The organism is Methylobacterium oryzae (assembly GCF_036441375.1).
Classification (GTDB): domain Bacteria; phylum Pseudomonadota; class Alphaproteobacteria; order Rhizobiales; family Beijerinckiaceae; genus Methylobacterium; species Methylobacterium oryzae_A.
In genome coordinates this window covers 22,967-42,180 of sequence record NZ_MLCA01000014.1, presented here as the reverse complement: position 1 = coordinate 42,180, position 19,214 = coordinate 22,967, and the positions used below count along the sequence as shown (strand labels likewise).

Annotated in this window: 14 protein-coding genes and 2 pseudogenes; 9 read left to right on the top strand and 7 right to left on the bottom strand. The window is 64.3% G+C overall.

The genetic code is table 11. From position 1 onward, the window contains the following. Positions 1–4: 4 nt before the first annotated feature. Together MOTC310_RS23935 and MOTC310_RS32895 are read right to left on the bottom strand one after the other, a co-directional pair. Entirely contained in the window at positions 5–862 is an 858-nt protein-coding gene (locus tag MOTC310_RS23935) for an aromatic ring-hydroxylating dioxygenase subunit alpha (protein WP_331303562.1), read from the bottom strand. A 60-nt stretch (positions 863–922) separates the two neighbouring features. Further along, positions 923–1,681, bottom strand: coding sequence for a Rieske 2Fe-2S domain-containing protein (locus tag MOTC310_RS32895; protein ID WP_419539949.1), 759 nt, complete (start codon positions 1,679–1,681; stop codon positions 923–925). Positions 1,682–1,813: 132 nt separating this feature from the next. Here MOTC310_RS32895 and MOTC310_RS23930 point away from each other — a divergent pair, with 132 nt between their 5' ends. From MOTC310_RS23930 to MOTC310_RS23915, 4 genes are all read left to right on the top strand, one after another. Continuing rightward, a complete protein-coding gene (locus MOTC310_RS23930) occupies positions 1,814–2,752 on the top strand; it encodes a LysR family transcriptional regulator (protein WP_331303561.1) in 939 nt (312 codons plus the stop codon). Between the two features lie 1,862 nt (positions 2,753–4,614). After that, complete coding sequence (locus MOTC310_RS23925) at positions 4,615–5,802, top strand: NAD-dependent formate dehydrogenase (protein WP_331303560.1); 1,188 nt, start codon at positions 4,615–4,617, stop codon at positions 5,800–5,802. Positions 5,803–5,941: 139 nt separating this feature from the next. Further along, positions 5,942–6,415: an HPP family protein gene (locus tag MOTC310_RS23920; RefSeq protein WP_331303559.1), complete on the top strand. Its 474-nt coding sequence runs from the start codon at positions 5,942–5,944 to the stop codon at positions 6,413–6,415. A 2,450-nt stretch (positions 6,416–8,865) separates the two neighbouring features. Beyond that, positions 8,866–9,573, top strand: coding sequence for a hypothetical protein (locus MOTC310_RS23915; RefSeq protein WP_331303558.1), 708 nt, complete (start codon positions 8,866–8,868; stop codon positions 9,571–9,573). A gap of 138 nt (positions 9,574–9,711) precedes the next feature. Here the strand turns inward: MOTC310_RS23915 and MOTC310_RS23910 are convergent, their stop codons facing one another. The 5 genes and pseudogenes from MOTC310_RS23910 to MOTC310_RS23890 form a co-directional block, all read right to left on the bottom strand. Continuing rightward, positions 9,712–9,948: a hypothetical protein gene (locus MOTC310_RS23910; protein WP_331303557.1), complete on the bottom strand. Its 237-nt coding sequence runs from the start codon at positions 9,946–9,948 to the stop codon at positions 9,712–9,714. 187 nt (positions 9,949–10,135) lie between these two features. Further along, a complete protein-coding gene (gene fghA / locus MOTC310_RS23905; RefSeq protein ID WP_331303556.1) occupies positions 10,136–10,969 on the bottom strand; it encodes an S-formylglutathione hydrolase in 834 nt (277 codons plus the stop codon). 226 nt (positions 10,970–11,195) lie between these two features. Beyond that, entirely contained in the window at positions 11,196–12,332 is a 1,137-nt protein-coding gene (locus tag MOTC310_RS23900; protein WP_331303555.1) for an S-(hydroxymethyl)glutathione dehydrogenase/class III alcohol dehydrogenase, read from the bottom strand. Between the two features lie 209 nt (positions 12,333–12,541). After that, positions 12,542–12,966: pseudogene (locus tag MOTC310_RS23895) on the bottom strand (IS110 family transposase); the annotation flags it as partial. An 18-nt stretch (positions 12,967–12,984) separates the two neighbouring features. Beyond that, positions 12,985–13,794 (bottom strand): annotated as a pseudogene (locus MOTC310_RS23890) (IS5 family transposase); the annotation flags it as partial. A 446-nt stretch (positions 13,795–14,240) separates the two neighbouring features. Here MOTC310_RS23890 and MOTC310_RS23885 point away from each other — a divergent pair. The 5 genes from MOTC310_RS23885 to MOTC310_RS23865 all read left to right on the top strand — a co-directional run bounded on the left by MOTC310_RS23885 (position 14,241) and on the right by MOTC310_RS23865 (position 19,206). Beyond that, on the top strand, positions 14,241–15,269 hold the full coding sequence (locus MOTC310_RS23885; RefSeq protein ID WP_331304099.1) for a sulfate ABC transporter substrate-binding protein: 1,029 nt from the start codon (positions 14,241–14,243) through the stop codon (positions 15,267–15,269). A 7-nt stretch (positions 15,270–15,276) separates the two neighbouring features. Then, positions 15,277–16,134: a sulfate ABC transporter permease subunit CysT gene (gene cysT / locus MOTC310_RS23880; RefSeq protein ID WP_331303554.1), complete on the top strand. Its 858-nt coding sequence runs from the start codon at positions 15,277–15,279 to the stop codon at positions 16,132–16,134. Beyond that, the gene (gene cysW, locus MOTC310_RS23875; protein ID WP_331303553.1) at positions 16,127–17,014 is read left to right on the top strand and encodes a sulfate ABC transporter permease subunit CysW; all 888 of its coding nucleotides are present in this window, start codon (positions 16,127–16,129) and stop codon (positions 17,012–17,014) included. Before cysT ends, cysW begins: the two co-directional genes overlap by 8 nt. A 4-nt stretch (positions 17,015–17,018) precedes the next feature. After that, the gene (locus MOTC310_RS23870; protein WP_331304098.1) at positions 17,019–18,062 is read left to right on the top strand and encodes a sulfate/molybdate ABC transporter ATP-binding protein; all 1,044 of its coding nucleotides are present in this window, start codon (positions 17,019–17,021) and stop codon (positions 18,060–18,062) included. A 181-nt stretch (positions 18,063–18,243) separates the two neighbouring features. Next, positions 18,244–19,206, top strand: coding sequence for a sulfonate ABC transporter substrate-binding protein (locus tag MOTC310_RS23865; protein WP_331303552.1), 963 nt, complete (start codon positions 18,244–18,246; stop codon positions 19,204–19,206). Positions 19,207–19,214 lie beyond the last annotated feature (8 nt).

The following is a 19,214-nucleotide window of genomic DNA, read 5'->3' as shown; positions in this document are numbered from 1 at the left end:
CTCTTCACGCCTGCGGGAGGACGCCGTAGGTCTGGCCGTGAGCCTTCAGCCACCGCCGATAGGCGATTGAGCTTGCGTCGGCCCGTGTGGGTAGCTCGAGCCTCGGGTCGAGCGGCAGGAGCGAGGGGACCTGATTCTCCAAGATCATCCGGTCCTGCATGAAGATCATCTGCTGGAACTGGAGAAGCGCGTTGTCCGAATTTGAGTCATCGAATACCAGAACGAATGAGTGTACGTCGCATTCTGTCTGTGTCTTGGGCTGTATGAACAGACCGATGAGGTCCCATGCCCCCTCCCGAATTGGGCAGGTCTTGTAGAGCACTGTGCTGAATGGCTGGGCGACGCGATACATGTACCGCGTCAGCTGCCCACCCTCGGCAGCGGCCGCGGCCTTCGGTTGATAGAACTCGCATTTCGTCGCCCAGACCTCATCGACGTCCTCACGCAACTCCACGTCGTAGGCGGCAACGTCGGTGTGCGGCTCCTCGCCGAGGATGCCGGTGTGCACGAACGGGAAGTGCGCCATGTCGAGGAAGTTCTCAACGACACGAAGTCCCGAACAGGAGACCGTGATGGCCCCGGCGGTCACCAGTCGGCGGCCGGGTTCTTCGAACTCGGGCATCGCGTAAAGGTCGCGCGGGCTCTCGCTGAGCGTTGTCCAGACGTGACCGTATTGCTCCTTGGTGGGCAGGTGGATCGCCTGACCGTCGGAAGGCCGGGTCGTCGCGGTCGCTTGACCCTGGGTGCGGAGGAGGTCGATGTCGACGTCGAGGAGCTTCGTCGCGCGCGGCCGGCCCTCAGGTAGGTCCTCTATGCGGGCGACGGCATACCAATATGAGCGCGTGAATTGATCATCGCACATGGCGTCTTCCTCCTGTTGGTCTTCTAGGTTCGTAGGTAGAGCGAGTGCCTGTCGCCCACGTCAGGCTAGGTATGAGGTGGGAGCTACCGTACCGGCGGGGGGGACGAAAGCCGGCAAAGATGCCCGACCTTGGTTCCGACGGATCCTGCGCCCCCACTCGGCATAGGCCCGCTGCATGGCTTTGACGTCCCCGGCCGAGGCGTCGACCAAGACGTGCAGAGCGGTCCGATCGTCGGCCACCGCTTGCAGGGCGCAGAGTACCCGGCTGCCCGATCGCGCGTCGACGAACGTGACCAAGGGACTGTCGTCCGACGTCTCGATGCCGGATCCAGCGTATGCGGAATCCGCTGCCTGGGCTTCGACGGCCGCCGCCGCGACCGCGGCGCGAGCGTCGGCCAGCGTCAGGTCCAAGTCGATCGTCTGCGCCGGGAGCCAGCGACCGTCGGGAGCCCGCAATGGGTCGTTCGCACCTTCAGCCGCCACCCAAACCAAGCCGGCCGCCTCTACGCATGCATAGCGAGCGACCTTGATCGTCTTAGGCGGGGTCAGGGTCGGGTGAGCTGGTATGGAAACGCAGGCCCCGTCTCCGTCGTAACCCCACCCATGGTAAAGGCAAGTCAGCCGGTTCCCCCGCACGAAGCCATAGGAAAGACGCATGCCTCGATGAGGGCATCGGTTCTCCCAAGCTCTCGTTTTCCCGTCGTCGCCCCGCCAGACCGCCAGGTCCATTCCGTCAACTACGACGCGAAGCACGCCCCTCACGGACAAGGCGTTGCTCATGCCGACCGGTGACCATCCTCCCAAATTTTTTTCTGTCATTTCGATTCTTTCCAGGTCTAAACTTCTTTCGAGCGGATCTAGCCACGATTGCGCATACGCCGACCGTATGGTCGCCCCCGTCACGGCGCTAGGCAACGAGACGGAACTGGGTGTCTCCAATTTGGAACGACCATGAACTACGATTACGAGTTGAAGGACATCAGCTCATTCGTGCGCGTCGCGCGAGCGGGAAGCCTATCGCGTGCCTCGAACATGTACAATGTTCCAAAGGCGAGCCTCAGTCACCATCTGAGGAAATTGGAAGACGCCCTACGCGTGCAGCTATTTATCCGTAAGACAAAAGGTTTGGAGCTTACGGATGCCGGGAAGAAATACCTCGACCTGTGCTCGTCGATTTTTGATAGCTGCGAGAACGCTGCCAATGCGGCGCAGTGGGCACATTCCGCTGTGGGCGGGACGATCAGGCTGGCGGCCACTTCTGAATTCGGGACTTCCGTGATTGGGGCTGCCTCGCTTCATTTCTCCCGCATTCACCCTGACGTGCAGATCGACATCCAGCTCTGTTCGGTCGACAAGATCGTGACCGGACAGGTCGAGTTCGATTGCTTGTTGTTCGTCGGCCAGCCGCCGGATTCTCCCTTGATGCGGCGGAAGCTCGGCGAATTCTCGTATGGCCTGTATGCCAGCCCGTCATACCTGTCTGGAGCGCCGAAGGTGGATGGCATCGGCGACATCGAGCGCCATTCTGGTATCATATACACCCGGAACGGCTGCTCCGAGATGTGGTCGGTGGAGCGCAATAAAAAGAAGCAGGTTTGTATACCAAATGCAAAATTTTCTGTGAACGACTACTGGATGTCAAAATATTTTTGCGTGGAAGGAATGGGTGTCTCGTACCTGCCCGATTTCTTCGTGCGATACGAGGTGGAGTCCGGGGCCCTGTTGTCGCTGCTTCCTGAATGGCGCTCAACCTCGGTTCCAGTATTCATAATATATTCTTCGCAGAAGCACCGTATCGCGCGTATAGCGAAGCTGGTTGAGGTGTTGTGCGAGAATTTCGACGACTATACGTCGCTGCCGGGATACTCCCTGGTGTCGCGGGATCCATGAGGGCGCTTCGAGCCGGGCGCTGCGTCCCGGGCGCCGCCCCGTAATCGGCTCGGCATCCCGCCGCGCGGGTGAAGCCATCGCAGCGACGGGAAGGGATCGGGCGCGGGGCAGTGGGTACGGACGCCGCGTGGATCATCCGGAGAACGATCCGAACCCCTCGAAAGGGTTCGTCGACCTCGCCGCGGGAGCCGGCTTGTCAGGTCCTTCGGTCGTCTCCGCGGGGCGATCTTTCGAAGGAGTATCCGATCGTACCGGACGAGCTTCGTTCTTGTCGGGGGCGAGCGCATCGGCCGGATCCCCGAACTGCATCTCCGACATAGTCCGAACTCCCGAGCCACGGCCGTCCTGTTGGCCGAGCCGCGAGATACACCGATACGGTCTGCCATCCTAATAGGTCGGTACGCTCCCAACTCAGGGGCGAAGGACAGCCGACGATCCGACGGCCACCCCGGAGAATGCCGACGCCCGGCGCCATGCTCGCCGTTCGCGTCTGATCGCCTCAAGATTCCGATCGTCCGCGGACTGCCGCTGCTTCGGGCGCCGGGTTGGTTCGGTATCCCCGGCGGTACGAGGCGAACTGACAGGCGTCTCTGTATATCCGAACACGCGTCCTCGAGTTCAGGCGTCATTCGGAGCGCCGGCCGCCGTCGATCGTTCCACCCGAAGTTCGTCGGCATCCAGCTCGCAACCACCCCGCCTGCTCGATAGGCCGGCGAACTCGGCCGCGCCGTAAGTCAATAGGCATGCCGGCCGGTCGCGGGCCGCGTACGGCGGCGAAGGTGATCGCGGTGCTGGCGGTTTGCGTCAACTCTCGACGAACCACCGCATTTATCAAGATAACGCGGCGAGTGACCTATGGCCGAGACCATACGGGAAAGGATCGCCTGCGTAGGCACGATCGCCTCTCGGGGTCGTCTGCTGCCCTGGTAGGTCGGCAAGTTTCGGTCAGCCGTATAGCGGGCACGCCAGTTCAAGAATGCCCTTCGTCGTTGTCGGCCTCGAAGCGGATCAGGTGTGGCGATCGACCGAGATGTAAGGTCCGGAAGCAGCCGGATTGGGCCCAGTCGCTCGGCTCCCCTCGGAGGGCTGCGACGTCCGCGACCGGTGCTCACGGCAACGTGGCGGTGGAGCCCAGGATGCGTGGTGCACAGGCATTTATGGTGCCAAGACGCCGATGTGCCAGCCACCCCCACGGATTATCCGGGTCGCCGATGAAGTCGCGCCGCCTTGGCAGGGCGATCGAGCATTTCTCACGAGGGCATTTATAGCCCTCGTCCACTGGGTTGGAGCTGAGAGACGCCAACTCTTCCGGCACCGCCGCCGCGAGGTCTCGGCGCACGACGAGGGAAGAACCGGGCCGAAGTCGGGGCATTGCCGGAGCCCCGCTCCCGAGCGGTCGCCCCGCCGCGCCGCCGCGTCCCTAACGGTAGCGCGCACACCACCGATCCAGCCCGATTTTGACCCTGCCGAAACGCACCGCGGTAGGCCACACGTCCGTTCGTCATGAACGCTCGAAGTTCATGTGGCACGTCCCGGCGCGCCGGGCTACTCGCGGGCGCCGTCTTCCGACCCATGTCAATCGCTCGGGTTTCGCATGTGAATCGCTCGGGATTCGCGAGAAGGCGATCGATCTCGATCCACGGGGGCGATCTTTGATCGATGCCGTCGATCAGGCCATTTAGAAAATCAATTTGCCCTATTCAGCCCTGGGATGGAGGTTGTCGCCGTGCCGCTTCGACCGAGACATGGACAGTTCTTGGAAGGCGCACGGGGAAACGTCTGGCATAAAAGTATTCTTAAGTCAGCCCGCCAGCTGCATTGCCGGTCGTCGTCCCCTTTGTCAGCGAACAAAGGGAAGCCTCATGGCCAAGATCGTTCTCGTCCTCTACGACGATCCCGTCGATGGAATGCCGAAATCCTACGCGCGCGACGACCTGCCGAAGATCGAGCGCTACTCCGACGGCCAGGCCCTGCCGACCCCGAAGGCCATCGACTTCCAGCCCGGCCACTTGCTCGGCAGCGTCTCGGGTGAGCTCGGTCTGCGTCCCTACCTCGAAGGGCTCGGCCACGAACTGGTCGTGACGTCCTCGAAGGAGGGTGCGGATTCCGTCCTCGATCAGCATCTGCACGACGCCGAGATCGTGATCTCCCAGCCGTTCTGGCCGGCATACATGACGAAGGCGCGCATCGCCAAGGCGAAGAACCTGAAGCTCATCGTCACCGCCGGCATCGGATCCGACCACACCGACCTCGATGGCGCGAACGCGCACGACATCACGGTCGCGGAGGTGACCTTCTGCAACTCGATCAGCGTCGCCGAGCACGTGGTGATGATGATCCTCGGACTGGTCCGCAACTACATCCCCTCCTACCAGTGGGTCGTGAAGGGCGGCTGGAACATCGCCGACTGCGTCGCCCGCTCCTACGATGTCGAGGGCATGCATGTCGGCACGGTCGCCGCCGGCCGCATCGGCCTCGCGGTGCTCAAGCGCCTCAAGCCGTTCGACATGCACCTGCACTACACCGACCGTCACCGCCTGCCGGAAAGTGTTGAAGAGGAACTTGGCCTGACCTGGCACGCCAGCCGCGAGGACATGTACGGCGTCTGCGACGTCGTGACCTTGAACTGCCCGCTGCATCCGGAGACGGAGGGCATGATCAACGACGAGACGCTGAAGCTGTTCAAGCGCGGCGCCTACCTCGTCAACACCGCCCGCGGCAAGCTCGCGGTCACCGACGCGATCGTGCGGGCCCTCGAAGCCGGCCAGCTCGCGGGCTACGCCGGCGACGTCTGGTTCCCGCAGCCGGCGCCGAAGGACCATCCCTGGCGGACGATGCCGCATCACGGCATGACGCCGCACATCTCCGGGACCTCGCTCTCGGCCCAGGCGCGCTACGCGGCCGGCACGCGCGAGATCCTCGAATGCTACTTCGAGGGCCGTCCCATCCGCGACGAGTACCTGATCGTTCAGGGCGGCAAGCTCGCCGGCGTCGGCGCCCGCTCCTACAGCGTGAGCGATGACGGCAAGGAGCGGATGGCAAAGCTCTGAGAAGCTACGGGGCCCGGGCGACCCAGCGTCGCCCGGGCAAGCATCGACTCCTCAACCAGATCCCTGGGCCATCATGAACGATCGATCCGGAGGCGCGGCAACGCCGGCGACGGACTTGCACCGGCGTCCGGTGGGTTCGATGGCGGCAAACAAGCTGAGCTCCAGCCTCCTTGCGGGCTTGGGCGGCACTTGCGTCGTCACCATGCTCGCCGAACTGACGGCGAGGTTCGAGGCGGTCCTGCTGATCGCTCCGTTCGGGGCAAGCTGCGTGCTCGTGTTCGGCCTGCCGCAAAGCCCGCTCGCCCAGCCGCGCAACGTCATCGGCGGCCATCTCATCTCGACGCTCATGGGTCTTCTGGTGTTTGCCGCCTTGGGCGCCACGCCGCTGGCTTTCGGAGTCGGCGTTGGTTTGGCGATCACCGCCATGCTGTTGACGGGGACCGTGCATCCGCCGGCCGGGGCCGATCCGATCGTGGTGCTCCTAGCCGGCGCGGGATGGAGCTTCCTCGTAGTTCCAGTATTTACCGGAGCCACGACGATCGTCGTCGCCGGCCTGATCTTCAAGGGGACTGTCCGACGGCTGTCGAGGCTCGGACGAACGGAGGGGGCATGACGCGCATCTCGCTGATTTTCGTCGCGCGCGGAAATCCCCAACGTCACGCGGCCGACGCTTTACAGCCAGGCGTGAGGTCTCATGGCGGGTTCGGGTATGGTGAAACCTAAAGGAGCTTGCGCGGCCTTCCCGCTGAACGATCATCGCCGAGGCGGATCACGCCCAGGCTGGCGAGAAACGAGCATCACATCAACCAAGCCTTCAGCTTCGGCTTGAACGTTCTGGGGCTCCAGTCTCATATCGAGTCGGCGCCCGCGTATCGGGAGGAATGGTACGTTGGCCATGCCGTCGAACCGGCGCAAGCGGGCGTGTCGATTCCCGCGCCCCGATCGGAATCGACCCGTACCTCGAACGCGGCCGAAACCCAGGCTCGACAGGTCATCGAAAGCTCGCTCGCAGCCATCGAGCCTGGCGCCTAGGGATTGCAGCATGGGGTCAAGGGTCGAACGTCGGTCGATCGCGGCATCTTGGTCCCGGGCCGCCCGCGGCCAGAGCGGATCGGGTCCGTCGTCGGCGACGGGGCATTTGGGGGGAAGCGTCGTGTTGTCGTGGCTGACGATGAGGTGGCGCTGCTGGTATCTTCGAGAGTGCCTGAAGGCCGTGCGACGCCTCCCGGAGGGTCAACGGCGCTGGATGGCAACGCAGGTGTGCGCTCGCGACGAGGCTTTGCGCCTGCAGCGGCAACTCGACGGTTCGGATCTTTCCCTGGCGTGGCTCGAATCATGTCTCAGCTCGGATATGCGCCGCCGACATCTCGCCTTGCAGATGGGCGCGCGATCGGAGGCGGATCCCGGATGGCTACAGGCTTCCATCCTGGAAACGTGGACATGTCTTTTAATCCAAGGGAGGTGCACGCGGTCGAGAGTTCAGGTCGCGCGTCACGTGGAGCGCGAGATTCTGGCGGCCTTTTCCGACGACTTCGAGGCGTCTTCAGTCCCCCACCTTTAGTCTTGGCCTGTCGACCAGAGGCTGGTGACGACCATCACTCCTGCGCTGTCGGAGCCGGGGAGTGCGGCGCTGAGGGCCGGGTTCGACCGCGCGGTATTGGTCCGATGGATGCCGCCCGTTCAGGGCTTGCGCCCCGGGCCGTACGGCCCAGGTTCAGTCGGGCGGCTCCGGGGCAAGGACAGATAGCTTCGGCGTCTTACCGACCGCACCCAAGGATCACCCGGATTTCGGACCACCGCCCCTGCCATGTGGCGGCTTGATGCCTATTCAGGTGCTGGCCGCGTCTGGTCGCCCAACCAGGCTGAATACCAATTCCCCGGTCCGGTCGCAGGTCACGCACACGGAACGTGCCCCATGACGGATCCGTTGGATCGGAAGTTGCGCTTTCGCGTAGGCGATGGCCGCCACGAGATCGATGGGCCAAGCCTTCAAGTACACTTCGCGGCCATCATTCTGAAACGAAATCCTATAAGCCATTGCATCCCCCGGTTTTAATGTAGTGTAAGTGCCTATATGGCAGAAGTCACTCCGTCAGGGCATGGTCCCAGTGCCTGGTGCGCAGAGCTCATGGCAAGGAATGAGCCTGCGCATAACAGACAAGGATTGGAGCCTCGAGCCTGTTGCAATGGCATCAGCCGCTCACGGGACGATGGACGTCGCAGGTATGATGTGATCCGGGCGGGATGGGCCATTTGGTATCGGACGAACTGCTCGCCTGATCATCCGTGACGTGCCGATCCCGTTGGAGAACGGATGGTCGATTCCCAATGTCGCGTCGGGGATGGGTCGTCGTGAAGCTGCTCGGATGCTTCGCCCGGAGAAACGCGAGCGTCCGGCGTCGCCGGCCCGCGCGTTCGGCGTGTGCCGGGGCGAGCGCGCTGGCCATCCTTCCGGTCGAAATGATGAAAGTATACTCGGCGGTTCAGAGCGGGCCGCGTTAAACCGAACAGAAAACTGCAACTACTCTAATTGTAAGGCGTCTTTGTAGTACATATTATCCTTTCCAAATCGACCGCTTGGCCATTGACAAATACGATCGTCCTTGCATTCAGGTGGGCAGGATCCAGCCTCGACTGCCGATGCCGCCACGGACCCCACGGCCGTGTTCGGACGACGTCGTCGATGCCGTTCTGAGATCGAGCGGATTTCCTTTGGTCCATCAAGCCAGAGCACCTCATCGGATTTGGCTCCGCAACCTGCGTCGCCAGGGCGACTTCGCGTCACAGGCAGGTGGGCCGAACGGTCACGCGACCATGACCGCGGTGCTCTCCAGCCCTTGTGGTTCATCTTGGCCACGCGGGATGCTTGAGCTGGGATCGCCCCATGTGCAGACTTGGGGGGCTACCGCCGCGACTTCCGACCATGTCCATGCGATCGCGCAAGCCCCGGCAGCGAGATGACGGGTCGACGACCCGTTCGGTGGTCGCGATGATGGTGATGCGACCCGATCCGACCGCCTCGACACCGACACAGGAGAAAGAACCGTTCGTGGCGCGGCCTGCATGAGCCTGCTCCTCATCGACCCGTCGCTCGGCTTCGGGGCGGACTGGATCAACCGCCGGATCGCGACGCATCACTCCGTGCGGCCGATGCTCGACCTTGCGGACGGTGCGGCCGTCGCAGACCCCGTTTCTATCGGCCTCGCCATGGGGCGACCGCCCGTTCGCCCCCTCTCGCCATACCAATCCATTCCGGAGTCCACCGTGTGCCAAGTCCTCAAAGATCGGGCTATGCTTGTTCGCGACGCCTGCATCGACGACATCTCGATCCTCGCGCTCTCGCTCGTGCGCTTCGTGGCGTCTGGCTACATGACCGGCGACGTTACGTGCTGGGAAGCCGCCCATGACATCGCCGAGCGCGCGCTCGGGGCCGCGGATGGGACAGTTTTCGTTGCCGCAATGACGGGCGTCATGCGTGCGATCCGTGCCGACCGACCGGAGGATTGGTCGTTCATGCCGGCGAGCTGCTGCCGGTTAACTCCCGCGGAGGAGCAATTGGTTTGCCTGCTCGCTGCGGCGCGGGTTGGGGAGGCCGCGCAGCTGGCCCAGGTGGCATGGAAGATCACCGGCGGGGCGGCGCCGCGGTTACGCGCGGCCGCGTGCCTCGCTGCCGACCTGATGGAGAGACATGCGTCGTTCAGCATGGCGCACGGGCTGGAGCCCGAACGTCAATCCGGCCGAGTGGCTGCGCGTTCGGCACCGCTGCATTGATGTACGGCCCATGTCGCTCATGGCGGTTTGAGCGATATCGCAGGCACCGTGCATCGATCGGGGCCATGACGCATGCGCCCGGCGACGACGTCACGGCCCTGGGCCATGTCTCCATCGTCGTCGCGTCACGATGCCCGTTCACGACGCATCCGTTTGCTCGTGGTCGCGACGGTGAAGCTCATCGATGCCGAGAGCCATCTGGGCGAACGGCATGTGCTCGCCCAGCGACGTCTCAATCTCGGCCTTGCAGATGTCCGGACGCGAAAAGTCCATGATGCGTGAGCGCGCTCGCGGGGGCGCCCCCATCGGTCTCAAGCTCGGATGCGCGATCGCCTCGCCGGCGTCTGCGATTTTCCGTGCATCCACGCGTGGCACAGCTTCGTATCCTGCCGGACGGGAATGCCCTCGGCTGTCCCTGCACCATCCGCGTGTCGGGGTGGCCGCCGCGCGGCGTATCGCGGCGGCGAAATCGATCGCGCTTGCAGGCGCGCCATCGGTGGCGTCATCCACACAGCGTTGGGCAGGCACTCCCCCCGACTATGTGCGGCGCGCTCTGACGATGTCACTTCAGCCGCGCGGCGGCCCAGGCGATGTGGTCGGCCATGAAGGTCGAGATGAAGAAGTAGGAGTGGTCGTAGCCCTCGCGCATGTTGAGGGTCAGGGCGATGCCGGCCTTCTTGCAGGCCTCTTCCAGAAGCCAGGGGCGCAGGCCGTCCTGAAGGAAGCTGTCGGCGGTGCCCTGATCCACCAGGAATTCAGGGAAGCGCTTGCCGTCCTCGATCAGCGCGGTGGCGTCGTGGGCGCGCCAGGCGGCTGGATCGGACCCCAGATACTTCTCGAAGGCGGGCTTCGACCAGCCGGCCGTGGAAGGCTGGGCGATCGGCGCGAAGGCCGAGCACGACTTGAAGCGCTCCGGGTAGGTCAGCGCGATGGTCAGGGCTCCGTGGCCGCCCATGGAATGGCCGAAGATGCCCTGCCGCGACAGATCGGCCGGGAAATTCGCCGCGATGAGCGCCGGCAGCTCCTCCGTGATATAGCTCCACATCCGGTAGTTCCGGTCGTAGGGCGCCTGCGTTGCGTCCAGGTAGAAGCCGGCGCCGGAGCCGAACTGCCAATTGCCTTCCTCGTCGGGGATGCCGGGGCCGCGCGGGCTCGTATCCGGCGCCACGACGATCACGCCGTGATCGGCGGCGGCCGCGCGGTACTCGCCCTTGTCCATGACGTTGGCGTGCGTGCAGGTGAGCCCGGACAGGTACCACAGCACCGGGACCGGGCCGTTCTCCGCCTGCGGCGGCACGAACACCGCGAAGGTCATCGGGCATCCCGTGGTCTGCGCATCGTGCTTGTAGACGCCCTGCGTGCCGCCGTGGGCGCGGGCCTTCGAGACGGTTTCCATCGACTGTGAGTTCCTGTCCGGGAAGCGAAAGCCTCGATGCAGGGCCGAATGGCGTGCAGGGGCTTCGAGGCTGAGGGCTTGGAAGCTTGGGGGTAGGGCTTCGGTGGTTGGGGCTCGGGGAATCTGGGGACGTACGGACCTCTCGGGTCACATGAAACGGGACGACTCGCTCGGCCACCGGAGCTTCCGACCCGAAACAAGGGAGAAGCCCCGGATTGAACTTGCTTTAGTAGATCACGACCGAACGGATCGACTTGCCCTCGTGCATCAGGTCGAAACCGTGATTGATCTCGTCCAGCGGCATGGTGTGGGTGATCAGATCGTCGATGTTGATCTTACCCTCCATGTACCAATCGACGATCTTCGGCACGTCCGTCCGGCCGCGGGCACCGCCGAACGCCGAGCCCCGCCAGACCCGGCCGGTGACGAGCTGGAATGGACGGGTCGAGATCTCGCGGCCGGCCTCCGCCACGCCGATCACGATCGACTCGCCCCAGCCGCGATGGCAGCATTCGAGGGCCTGGCGCATCACGTGGACGTTGCCGGTGCAGTCGAACGAGAAATCGGCGCCGCCGCCGGTCAGATCGACGATGGCCTGGACCACCTTGTCGATGCCGACCTCGTTCGGATTGATGAAGTGGGTCATCCCGAACTTGCGGGCCATGGCCTGCTTCTCCGGGTTGATGTCGACGCCGATGATCTTGTCGGCGCCGACCATCCGGGCGGCCTGGAGCACGTTGAGTCCGATGCCGCCGAGACCGAACACCACCACGTTGGCGCCGGGCCAGACCTTGGCGGTGTAGATCACCGCGCCGATGCCCGTGGTCACGCCGCAGCCGATGTAGCAGATCTTGTCGAAGGGGGCGTCCTCACGGATCTTGGCCAGCGCGATCGCCGGCAGGACCGTGAAGTTCGAGAAGGTCGAGCAGCCCATGTAGTGGAAGACGGTGTTCGATCCGCCTGGGCTACCGCCGGTGGAGACGCAGGAGAAGCGGCTCGTGCCGTCCGGCATCACGCCCTGGCCCTGGGTCGCGCGGATCGCGGTGCACAGGTTGGTGCGCTGGGACAGGCAGGACTTACAGTTGCGGCATTCCGGCGTGTAGAGCGGGATGACGTGGTCGCCCGGCTTCAGGGTGGTGACGCCGGCGCCGACCTCGCGGACGATGCCCGCGCCCTCGTGGCCGAGGATCGCCGGGAACTTACCCTCGGAATCGAGGCCCGAGAGGGTGTAGGCATCGGTGTGGCAGATGCCGGTGGCCATCAGCTCGACGAGAACCTCGCCGGCCTTCGGCCCTTCGATGTCGATGGTCTCGATCGTGAGAGGCTTCTTCGCCTCCCACGCGACCGCGGCGCGCGTCTTCATCACGTCTTCCCGTTGTCTGGACGATCCCGGACGGCGCCGAACTGCCGACTCTTCGGGGCGCATCGCCGGAGGGCAGCGCACCGAACGGTCCGAAAATCTGGCGTGTGTTTGATGCTTCTCGCGCCGGGATGCAATATCCTGCGTCGGTGTTCGGTGCTTGGCGCAGCGTTCGCGGGTGCGTGGAATGGGTCGCATCCGCGTCGCTCCAGCCGGAGCTGGGCGTTGCCGTACTTCGACAGCTTGGTCTGGCCGCGCAAGGCACCGGACTGCCGGGTAGCCGGATCGAGGCCGTGGAACTTCAGGAACTGCCGATGATGGCTGAAGCGGCGCAGGTCGCCCGCCTCGTCCAGGATGGTCAGGGCGTTGATCGGGCCGATGCCGGGGATCCGGCGCACCAGCTTGTGGTCGGGGCGGTCCGTCAGGAGAGCGTCGGCCATGGCCTCGATGGCGTCACGCCGGTGGATCGCCTCTCGCCGTTGACGAGCCGGAACATGCTTACCGCTGGAGCATCAGGCGGCACCGACGGGCCGATCGAGCTGCGGGCCGTCTCGTGGATGTCGCCGAGCAACTGCCCCTTGGCGACCTTGCGTCCGACGACATCCCAGTCAGCGGCGATGAAGGTTTCCTTGCTAACAGTCCGTTCGACAAGACAGGCAGATCGGGCGAGGCGTCGGACGAGGATCGTGACGGCTGCGGCGCAGAGGAAGGCTCGTGCGGAGGGGAGGGTCGTTTCCGGATCCTTCCAGAGGCGTCGGTTGCGGCTGATCCAGGCGAAGAACCTCTCAACGATCCACCGGCGTGGATGAACAGCAAAGCCAACCTGATCCGGCGGCTTGCGCACGATCCCGACGGCGATGATCGTCGCGCTCGCCGGCTTGTCGCCGGCATAGCCGGCGTCGGCGAAGACCTTGGTGATGAACGGGAAGGTCCGGCGCGACAGGCGTAGCACCGGAACGGCTCCGTCCCGGTCCTGCACGTCGGCAGGCTGCGGATCGAGGACGAGCGCACGCCCGTCCGTGTCGACCAACGCTTGGCGATTGCGACCTTTGATTTTTCTGCCAGCGTCGCAGCCGCGCGGCCCGCCGTTCTCCATCGTTTTGACGGTCCGGCTGTCGAGCGCTGCTGCAGACGGCGAGGCTTCCCACCCGACACGCTCGCGATCGGCCATGACGAGGTGGTGGTTAATCCCGACGAGCAGCCCTGTGTCGCGACGGCGGCTGAAGTAGCCGAACGTGGTCGAACGCGGCGGCAGATCCTTGGGGATCACCCACCATGCGATGCCGCCGCGCAGGACGTAGAAGATGGCGTTCAGAATCTCCCGGAGCATCCAGATCAAAGGTCGTCCGCGCGGCTCAGGCCTCGGTATCAAAGGCGCGATCACCGCCCACTCGGCATCGGTCAGGTCGGTTTCATAGCGAAGGCCCGCGCGGCTATGCTGCCGCCGGGTGGTCGGGATCCACATGGCGCTTCCAGGTCAGGCTTCAGCACCCTCCTGGAATCATCGCCATCCCGGCCACCCAACCCCGCCTCAGATCCTTAGTTCAGACGGGCTCTGAGACCACTGGCCAACCCGGGCCACACTCACAAGGTGTGGCCTTTTTTGATTCTATTCCCTGCGCTTTTGCAATGCGAGACCCTAAAAATTCGCGAGAAAATCCTTCTATTGGCCTGCATAAAAACGATTGAATAAATTTATCAAATTTGGCTCAGTCGACGATCAGATTTATTCTGAATCTCCGGATCTGGTGATGATATCTTCTAAATCACAGCAGATATGCGTATTTGCTATTGACTAATCTCGCGCTCGAATAAAATCCTGTTACTCGCTGGCCTTAAGCTGCGACGACATCAGACTTAGTGTCTGCGGCGAAAATATTTTTATTTGGTAGGAGAGAAAAATTGGCAGAAATGCGTGCATATATCCAACGTGCCTTGCGTGCTGCCTTAACCACGCTGACTCTTTCGGCGATGTGCGCGTCACCGTCGTTCTCGGCCGAGACCGAACTACTCAATGTCTCCTACGACCCGACGCGCGAGCTCTACAAGGACATCAACGCCGCTTTCGCGGCCGATTGGAAGGCGAAGACCGGCGAGGCCATCAAGGTGCGCGCTGCCCATGGCGGTTCCGGCGCGCAGGCGCGCACGGTCATCGACGGCATCCCTGCCGACGTGGTGACCCTCGGTATCCCGTCGGACATCGATGCCATCGCCCGGCTTTCGAACAAGATCGCGCCGGATTGGCGGACCAAGCTTCCGAACGAGGCACTACCCTACACCTCAACGGTGGTGTTCCTCGTCCGCAAGGGTAACCCGAAGGGCGTCAAGGATTGGGCCGATCTGATCAAGCCCGACGTGAAGGTGATCACCCCGAACCCGAAGACCTCCGCCGGCGGGCGCTGGAATTTCCTCGCCGCATGGGGTTACGCCTACGAGCAGAATGGCAAGGATGCCGCGAAGGCCAATGCTTTCGTGGGCCAGGTCTACAAGAACGTGCCGGTGCTCGACACCGGGGCTCGCGGCTCGACGGTGACCTTCGCCCAGCGCGGCCTCGGCGACGTGCTGCCGACCTGGGAGAACGAGGCCTTCCTCGTCTTCGACGAGTTCGGACGGGACAAGTTCGACATCGTGGTTCCTCCGACCTCGATCTATGCCGAGCCGCCGGTCGCGCTGGTCGACGCTAACGTCGACAAGAAGGGCAACCGCAAGCAGGCCGAGGCCTATCTCCAATTCCTCTACACGGACCAGGCGCAGGCAATCTTCGCCAAGCATCACTATCGGCCGATCAAGCGAGAAGCCGCCAAGAAAGAGGATCTCGCGCTGCTGCCCGAGATAAAGCTTTTCAAGATCGAGGACTATCAAGGCGGCTGGGACGACATCCAGAAGAAGAATTTCGACAATGGCGGGCTGTTTGATCAGCTCGGCAAAGCCAGCCATTGAGACGGCGATGACTGGCTCCGCTCCCTTCTGGAGGCGGCCCCTGCGCCAACCCAGCGTGATCCCGGGCTTCGGCCTCACGCTGGGCTACGCGGTGACCTGCCTTTCCCTGATCGTGCTCCTGCCGCTCGCGACACTCGTGGTACGCGCCTCGGGGCTCGGCCCCTCCGGCATCTGGGCGGTCGCAACCGATCCGCGGGTCGCGAGCGCGTTGAGGGTCAGCTTCGGCGTATCGCTCCTCGCCGCACTGACATCGTCGGTTTTCGGCAGCGTCATCGCCTGGGTGCTCACCCGTTACGAGTTTCCCGGACGGCGGATCATCGATGCCGCGGTCGATCTGCCCTTCGCCCTACCGACCGCGGTCGCCGGCATCGCGCTGGCCTCGCTCTACGCACCGAACGGCCTCGTCGGCGAACAACTGAGCAAGTTCGGCATCGAGGTTGCCTACACGCCGATCGGCATCTTCATCGCCATGGTGTTCATCGGCTTGCCCTTCGCGGTGCGGACCGTGCAGCCGCTGATCGCCGAGATCGACAAGGAGATCGAGGAGGCCTCCGCGATTCTCGGGGCGGGGCGCATCGCTACGCTCACCAAGGTGGTGCTGCCGCCGCTGATCCCGGCGGTGCTCACCGGCTTCGCGCTCGCCTTCGCCCGGGGCGTCGGCGAGTACGGCTCGATCATCTTCATCGCCGGCAACCTGCCCTACGTGTCGGAGATCGCGCCGCTCCTGATCGTCATCAAGCTCTCCGAGTTCGACTACGCGGGAGCCTGCGCCATCGCGGCGATCATGCTCGGGATCTCGTTCCTGACGCTGCTCGCAATCAACCTCATCCAAGGCTGGAGCCGGAGGCGGTTCGGGTATGTCTGAGATCTTCTCGCCTATCGCCGTATCGGGGATCGGCCGCCCAAAATCCGTCGTCGGGGAAAGCGCCGGAGTGCGTGGCCTGCTGATCGCGATCGCGATCGTCTTCCTAGCTCTGTTCCTCCTGCTCCCTCTCATCAGCGTCTTCGCCCAGGCTTTCGCCAAAGGTGGGGGCGCCTACTTCGCCGCCTTCGCGGAGCCCGACGCCCATGCCGCGATCCGACTGACGTTGCTGACGGCGGCGATCGCCGTACCGTTCAACCTCGTTTTCGGAGTGACCGCGGCCTGGGCCATCGCGAAGTTCAAGTTCTGGGGCAGGGACTTGCTCGTCACGCTGATTGATCTGCCGTTCTCGGTGTCTCCCGTCGTCTCAGGTTTGATCTACGTCCTCGTCTTCGGTTCGCGGGGTGTGTTCGGCCCATGGCTGATCGAACACGACATCCAGATTATCTTCGCGGTTCCGGGCATCGTCCTCGCCACGATCTTCGTCACCTTTCCCTTCGTCGCTCGACAGCTGATCCCGTTGATGCAGGAACAGGGTACGGCCGAGGAGGAGGCGGCGCTGACGCTCGGCGCGACCGGCTGGCACACCTTTCGGACCGTGACCCTGCCGAACATCCGCTGGGGGCTGCTCTACGCGGTCCTGCTCTGCAACGCGCGCGCCATGGGCGAGTTCGGCGCCGTCTCGGTGGTGTCCGGACACATTCGCGGCCTCACCAATACTGTCCCGCTTCAGGTGGAGATCCTGTACAATGAGTACAACTTCGTTGCCTCTTTCGCCGTCGCCACTCTCCTCGCCGGACTCGCCCTCGTCACCCTCGTCGTCAAGTCCGTCCTGGAATGGCGCTACGCCGACGATATCGCGGCGGGCGCACGCCGCCACTGACCCGATCGGCAGGGCCGCCGCCATCCGGATCGAGGCCGTCTCCAAGACCTTCGATACGGCCGCCGTCCTGCAGGACCTCACGCTCGACATCCGAGCGGGTGAGCTGTTGGCTCTGCTCGGGCCCTCGGGCTCGGGCAAGACGACGCTGCTGCGCATCATCGCCGGTCTCGACAAGCCGGATGCGGGTCGCATCATCTTCGGCGAGGACGACGCGACACACCTGCCGGTGCAGCAACGGGCCGTCGGATTCGTGTTCCAGCACTATGCCCTGTTCAAGCACATGACCGTCGCGGACAACATCGCCTACGGCCTGAACGCGCGGAAGCGGTCCGAGCGGCCGCCCGTCACGGAGATCAAGCGGCGGGTCGGCAACCTCCTCGATCTGATCAAGCTGTCGGGCTTCGCCGACCGCTACCCCTCGCAGCTCTCCGGCGGTCAGCGCCAGCGCATCGCGCTCGCCCGCGCCCTCGCCGTCGAACCCCAGGTGCTGCTGCTCGACGAACCCTTCGGCGCCCTCGACGCGCAAGTTCGCAAGGAACTGCGCCGTTGGCTGCGCGAGATCCATGAACGCACCGGGCAGACCACGATCTTCGTGACGCACGACCAGGACGAGGCTCTGGAACTCTCCGACCGCGTCGCCGTGCTGGGCAGGGGGCGCCTGGAGCAGGTCGGCACGCCGGACGAGGTACAGGAACGTCCCGCCTCCGCGACGGTGCTGAAGTTCCTGGGTGATACGATCGAGGTCGAGGCGATCGCAGTCGGCGGTCGCTTGCTCGTGAACGACCGCGACACGCCGATACGGGCGCCCGCGGGAGCTGCCGGGCCGGTCAAGCTGTACGCGCGGCCCTGGCAATTGCAGTTTGCCGACCCCGAATCCGCTCACCTGCACGGTACGGTGAGATCCTCCTACCGTACCCAAGGCCGACAACGCATCGAGATCGACCGGCCCGGAGAACAGACGGTCGTCATCGAGGCGCCCGACGACGTACGCCTGACGGCCGGTCGGGACGTCGGCCTGCGGATCGTCAGCGGCTACGTCGTCTCTTAGCGTTTCGGCAGGGGGATGAAATGGCGGGTCGGCTCAGAGGTGCGTTTCAGCTTGGTTATCCCGACCAACCCAAGCTTCGTCGACACGTTTCGGAGCGTTCGTGGCTGACGGGCACGAGCGGTCGTTTCCCGCCACCGCTGACCAAGACGCGCGTCGGGACGCCCTGGAAGGAGTTCGTTGCATGACCATGACCAGACGCCATATCCCGGCCTTGCTTCTCGCCCTCGGGAGCGCGCTCGCCGCCGTTACCGGTGCGACCGCGGCGGAGGCTCCGCCGAAGGAGTTCCGGATCGGCTACCAGAAGATCGGCCTCATCGTCGTTGCGCGCCAACAGGGAGCGATCGAGAAGCGTTTGGCGGCGGAGGGCACCAAGGTCCAGTGGGTCGAGTTCCAGGCCGGGCCGCCGCTGCTCGAAGCGCTCAACGCGGGCAGCATCGACTTCGGCTATACCGGCGACGCCCCGCCGATCTTCTCGCAGGCGGCGGGCGGAAACCTCGTCTATGTCAGCGCCGCCGCGCCGTCCGGCGACGGCGAGGCGATCCTGGTCAAAGAGGATTCGCCGATCCATTCGGTGGCCGATCTGAAGGGCCGCAATGTCGCAGTCGGGAGGGGTACGAGCGCGCACAACCTTCTCGTCGCCGCGCTGGAGAAGGCCGGCCTCGGCTTCTCGGACATTACGCCCGCCTACCTGACGCCAGCCGATGCCGGCTCGGCCTTCGCCAACGACAGCGTCGACGCCTGGGCGATCTGGGATCCATACTTTGCCGTAGCGCAGGCGCGAAACAGAACGCGCATCCTCGCCACCTCCGGCGGTACCCTTGACGTTTCGGCCTACTTCCTTGCCAACAGAACCTTCGCGGACAGGCATCCAGGCGTCATCGCGAGCACCCTGTCGGCCTTGGCCGAGTCGGCGGCCTGGGCCGACAAACATCGCGATGAGGTGGCGCAAGCGCTAGCTTCCGTAACCGGTATCCCCTACCCAATCCAGAAGGTCGCGGCCGACCGCACGCAGTTCGCGGTCCGTCCGCTCTCCGACGCGATTCTGTCGAGCCAGCAGGCAACGGCGGACCGCTTCCACCGCCTTGGGCTCATCCCCCGCGCCATTCAGATCCGCGACGCCGTCTGGACGCCTCCGCGGACCTGACCGAAACG

What these genes read in the sequence shown, in the direction of transcription:
- MOTC310_RS23935 (WP_331303562.1), bottom strand. Translation starts at nt 862, where the DNA reads ATGTGCGATGATCAATTCACGCGCTCATATTGGTATGCCGTCGCCCGC.
- MOTC310_RS32895 (WP_419539949.1), bottom strand. Translation starts at nt 1,681, where the DNA reads ATGACAGAAAAAAATTTGGGAGGATGGTCACCGGTCGGCATGAGCAAC.
- MOTC310_RS23930 (WP_331303561.1), top strand. Translation starts at nt 1,814, where the DNA reads ATGAACTACGATTACGAGTTGAAGGACATCAGCTCATTCGTGCGCGTC.
- MOTC310_RS23925 (WP_331303560.1), top strand. Translation starts at nt 4,615, where the DNA reads ATGGCCAAGATCGTTCTCGTCCTCTACGACGATCCCGTCGATGGAATG.
- MOTC310_RS23920 (WP_331303559.1), top strand. Translation starts at nt 5,942, where the DNA reads ATGGCGGCAAACAAGCTGAGCTCCAGCCTCCTTGCGGGCTTGGGCGGC.
- MOTC310_RS23915 (WP_331303558.1), top strand. Translation starts at nt 8,866, where the DNA reads ATGAGCCTGCTCCTCATCGACCCGTCGCTCGGCTTCGGGGCGGACTGG.
- fghA (WP_331303556.1), bottom strand. Translation starts at nt 10,969, where the DNA reads ATGGAAACCGTCTCGAAGGCCCGCGCCCACGGCGGCACGCAGGGCGTC.
- MOTC310_RS23900 (WP_331303555.1), bottom strand. Translation starts at nt 12,332, where the DNA reads ATGAAGACGCGCGCCGCGGTCGCGTGGGAGGCGAAGAAGCCTCTCACG.
- MOTC310_RS23885 (WP_331304099.1), top strand. Translation starts at nt 14,241, where the DNA reads ATGCGTGCATATATCCAACGTGCCTTGCGTGCTGCCTTAACCACGCTG.
- cysT (WP_331303554.1), top strand. Translation starts at nt 15,277, where the DNA reads ATGACTGGCTCCGCTCCCTTCTGGAGGCGGCCCCTGCGCCAACCCAGC.
- cysW (WP_331303553.1), top strand. Translation starts at nt 16,127, where the DNA reads ATGTCTGAGATCTTCTCGCCTATCGCCGTATCGGGGATCGGCCGCCCA.
- MOTC310_RS23865 (WP_331303552.1), top strand. Translation starts at nt 18,244, where the DNA reads ATGACCATGACCAGACGCCATATCCCGGCCTTGCTTCTCGCCCTCGGG.